General features: G+C 46.7%; 4 protein-coding genes and 4 tRNA genes. All 8 read left to right on the plus strand.

Annotation, left to right across the window (positions count from 1 at the left end; translation table 11 throughout):
* The first annotated feature begins 406 nt into the window (after nt 1–406).
* Nucleotides 407–1,417 carry a UDP-N-acetylmuramate dehydrogenase gene (gene murB, locus R3187_RS18695; RefSeq protein ID WP_318968553.1) on the plus strand — a complete coding sequence of 337 codons (1,011 nt, stop codon included), beginning with the start codon at nt 407–409 and terminating at the stop codon, nt 1,415–1,417.
* Nucleotides 1,410–2,393, plus strand: coding sequence for a bifunctional biotin--[acetyl-CoA-carboxylase] ligase/biotin operon repressor BirA (birA, locus tag R3187_RS18700; protein ID WP_318968554.1), 984 nt, complete (start codon nt 1,410–1,412; stop codon nt 2,391–2,393). The genes murB and birA overlap by 8 nt, the downstream gene beginning before the upstream one ends.
* Nucleotides 2,394–3,089: a type III pantothenate kinase gene (locus R3187_RS18705; protein WP_318968555.1), complete on the plus strand. Its 696-nt coding sequence runs from the start codon at nt 2,394–2,396 to the stop codon at nt 3,087–3,089.
* Between the two features lie 111 nt (nt 3,090–3,200).
* A tRNA-Thr gene (locus R3187_RS18710) sits at nt 3,201–3,276 on the plus strand.
* A gap of 5 nt (nt 3,277–3,281) precedes the next feature.
* A tRNA-Tyr gene (locus R3187_RS18715) sits at nt 3,282–3,366 on the plus strand.
* A gap of 30 nt (nt 3,367–3,396) precedes the next feature.
* Nucleotides 3,397–3,471 (plus strand) — tRNA-Gly (locus R3187_RS18720).
* Nucleotides 3,472–3,484: 13 nt separating this feature from the next.
* A tRNA-Thr gene (locus tag R3187_RS18725) sits at nt 3,485–3,560 on the plus strand.
* A 68-nt stretch (nt 3,561–3,628) separates the two neighbouring features.
* Nucleotides 3,629–3,752 (plus strand): GTP-binding protein (locus R3187_RS18730; RefSeq protein ID WP_318968556.1); only part of this gene is annotated, 124 nt, incomplete at its 3' end.

A 3,752-nucleotide genomic window follows, 5' to 3' on the forward strand; every position in this document is an offset into this window, starting at 1 on the left:
AACTCAGAAGTGAAACGCAGCTGCGACGATGGTAGTGTGGCATTCGCCATGCGAGAGTAGTACACCGCCAGGCTCCCAATTCAATAAAACAGCCCCTCTCGAAAGAGCAGGGGCTTTTTTATTGGCTGAGATTTGGCGGTGGACTGCTCGAGCAGGGCGACCCCATGCGACAAAAACGTCCGGAACGTTTTTGGACAGCTTCAGCTGGCCGCAAAGCGGCGAACCCCAGGGATGGGGTGAGCAATGTAGTACACCGACCAACGCTCCCGGCGTTTTAGTCGCCATGCTACCTTTGAGCGTTGTTGAAGCTCCCCCTTTCTAAAAGGGGGATTGATGGGGATTCTGGGATTTGCTTTAGCTATTTTTCAGCTTTACAATGTCGCCTCGTTTTTGTAATGGCGTTATTATGCGTATCCTCCACGATCAGCCCGCTGAGCTTTACTCTACTTTTCGTTTGAAAACCCGCTTGGCTACTGTTATTGAAGTAAGAAATCTGACTGATTTACAGCAGTTAGACACAAGCTCAGTACCTTTGGTACTGGGTGAAGGCAGCAATACCATTTTCCTTGAAGATCAAAGCAGGCCTATTGTCCGTTTTACCGGTGCAAGCATCACAGAAAGCTGGATGGATGCTGCTCGCTGTTTATTGCATGTCGAAGCGGGTCTCAACTGGCATCAGCTGGTTACTGTAACCGTGGTAAAGCAGCTGTGGGGTATTGAAAACCTGGCATTAATTCCGGGTTCTGTTGGTGCTGCTCCGGTACAGAATATTGGCGCTTATGGAGTCGAACTGGCCGATATTTGTGCTTATGTAGATTACTTTCACTGGCAAACAAAAACGATACAAAGGTTTAATCCTGACGAGTGTAACTTTGGTTATCGGGATAGTGTTTTTAAGCATCAGTTAGCAGGTAAAGGCATTATCGTTGCAGTTGGCATAATCTTGTCAAAAGCAAGTAAGCCGGTATTAAGTTATTACGGGCTTGATAAATTACCGGAAACCAGTTCTATCCGGGATATTTATCAACAGGTTATTGTTACCCGCAGCAGTAAACTACCCGATTACAGAGAGCTGGCAAATTGCGGAAGTTTCTTTAAAAATCCGGTCATTAGCAACGCTGAATTTCTGCAACTTAATGAAAAGTATCCTGGTGTTCCGGGCTTCAAACTGACAAACGGTCAGGTAAAGATCCCCGCTGCCTGGCTGATCGATCAGCAAGGGTTTAAAGGTTACAGTAACAATGATATTGGTTGTTACCCGAAACAACCTTTAGTTTTAGTTAACTACGGTAATGGCCAGACTGAAGATTTGTTGTCATTAGTTGCTCTGATCCAGAACAAAGTCAATCAGGCTTACCAGATCGTTCTGGAGCCGGAAGTCAGGTTACTGGATAGCAATGGTCAGCAATATGTCTAAAACCAGTCTGCTTTATCAACGCCAGTTACTGCAGTATCTGGCGGATGGCAACTTCTACTCGGGGCAATGGCTGGCAGAGCAACTTGGGATCAGCCGCACTGCAGTAGCAAACTATCTGAAAGAGTTGAAGCAGCATGGCCTGGAGATATTCAGCGTAAAAGGTCGTGGCTACAAACTGGCTTACGCAATTCAGTTGCTTGATGCCAATAAAATTAATAGTTTGCAGCTAGCAGCTGGTGCTCAGATTCTGGTGCAGCATATTACCGATTCAACTAATAGCCAACTATTGCAGCGGTTGCAGGCGGGACATAAGATGCTGCCGGGCAGTGTTATCGTTGCCGAGGCTCAGAGTGCCGGCCGCGGACGCCGGGGTCGGTCCTGGTACTCGCCTTTTGGCGCAAATCTGTATTTTTCATGTTACTGGCGGCTTGAACAGGGCGTGCCGGCAGCAATGGGATTGAGCTTAGTAGTGGGTCTGGCTGTTTGCAGATTATTGCAAAGTCAGTATCAACTTGAAGCAAAAGTAAAATGGCCAAACGATATTTATGTTAACGATAAAAAAATTGCCGGTATTCTGGTTGAATTGTCAGGCCAGGCAGATGCCGGCTGTGATGTCGTGATCGGTATCGGTTTAAATATTGGTATGCCGGATCAAAGTAGGCAACATATTGACCAACCCTATACTGACCTTCGCACTGAAACGCTGCAACAAGTTGACCGTAATAGCTTAGTAGCCGAACTGCAGCGCCAGCTTATCTGCGCATTGCAGGAATTTGCTGCAGCTGGTTTTGCACCTTTTGCTAGTGAATTTAACCAGCGTGACGTATTTATGAACCGGAAGGTATCCTTAATGGCCAAATCGTCAATAATCGGAATATGCCGTGGGGTTGATACCCAAGGTGGAATCATTATTGATAGTGGAAAATCTACTGACGTATATTACGGTGGTGAACTAAGTTTGCGCTCAGGAGAATAAATGTATTTATTGCTGGATATTGGTAATACACGCGAAAAGGCAGCTTTGTTCGATGCTGGCAGCATCAGTGCGTTACCGCAACTGACAGCGGAGAGCTTGCAACAACTGCCGCTGGTTGCAGTTTATTTTGCCTGCGTAGCGAATGATAGCCGGTTAGATTCATTGAAACAAAAACTTGAGCTCGACCATTTACCCTGGCGTCAGATTAGCTCAGAAGCGCAGGCTTTTGGGGTTACTAACTGTTATGCAGAACCGCATCTGCTTGGTGTTGATCGCTGGTTAGCATTATTAGGTGCACAACAACTTTTCAGCCGACAATCTGTAATGATTGTTGATGCGGGTACTGCGCTAACTATCGACTGGCTGGATGAGAATGGTCTCCATCAGGGCGGATGGATAATGCCCGGATTGCGTTTGCAGCAGCAAAGTGTGGTGCAGCAAACAGCTAAAGTATTTAATAGAGAGTTGCTTGATGCCAGAATGATCCCTGGTAGAGAAACTATTTCATGTCTGCAAAATGGCTGTCTTGCAGCGGTTATCGGCGCAATACAGCAAGGATGGTTACTAAATAAAGCAGAGTGCCTGATTTTGACCGGTGGCGATGCGTTATATCTTAAACCGCAGTTAGCTGATTTAGCTGTCAGCACCGAGCCTTTATTAATTTTTCAGGGGCTCGCCCGATATATTGACAATTAACCGTTGATTTGCGCAGTAATTGAGCGGTCAGACAAGAAAATGGGGCTTTTTTGGTTTTTTCTGTTGCGCCTGTTCCGGCATTCTACTAGAATTCGCACCCACTGACGTAGTGCCGCTTTAGCTCAGTTGGTAGAGCAACTGACTTGTAATCAGTAGGTCATCCGTTCGACTCGGATAAGCGGCACCATTAGTGGAGGGGTTCCCGAGTGGCCAAAGGGATCAGACTGTAAATCTGCCGGCACTGCCTTCGAAGGTTCGAATCCTTCCCCCTCCACCATTCAGTCAGTCAAATAGCTACGAGTAGGCCGCGGGCATCGTATAATGGCTATTACCTCAGCCTTCCAAGCTGATGATGCGGGTTCGATTCCCGCTGCCCGCTCCAAAACATGTTACATGCTGATATAGCTCAGGCGGTAGAGCGCATCCTTGGTAAGGATGAGGTCCCCAGTTCGATTCTGGGTATCAGCACCATCTTGTTCGCCTCTCGTTTTTATACATTGCATTTTTTAAACCGCCGTTTTGTTTAATAAGGGTTACTTATGGCTAAGGCTAAATTTGAACGCGTAAAACCGCACGTAAACGTTGGTACAATCGGCCACGTTGACCACGGTAAAACTACTCTGACAGCTGCTATCACTAACGTATTAGCTAAGACATACGGCG

This window comes from Arsukibacterium sp. (assembly GCF_033721375.1).
Lineage (GTDB): Bacteria > Pseudomonadota > Gammaproteobacteria > Enterobacterales > Alteromonadaceae > Alishewanella.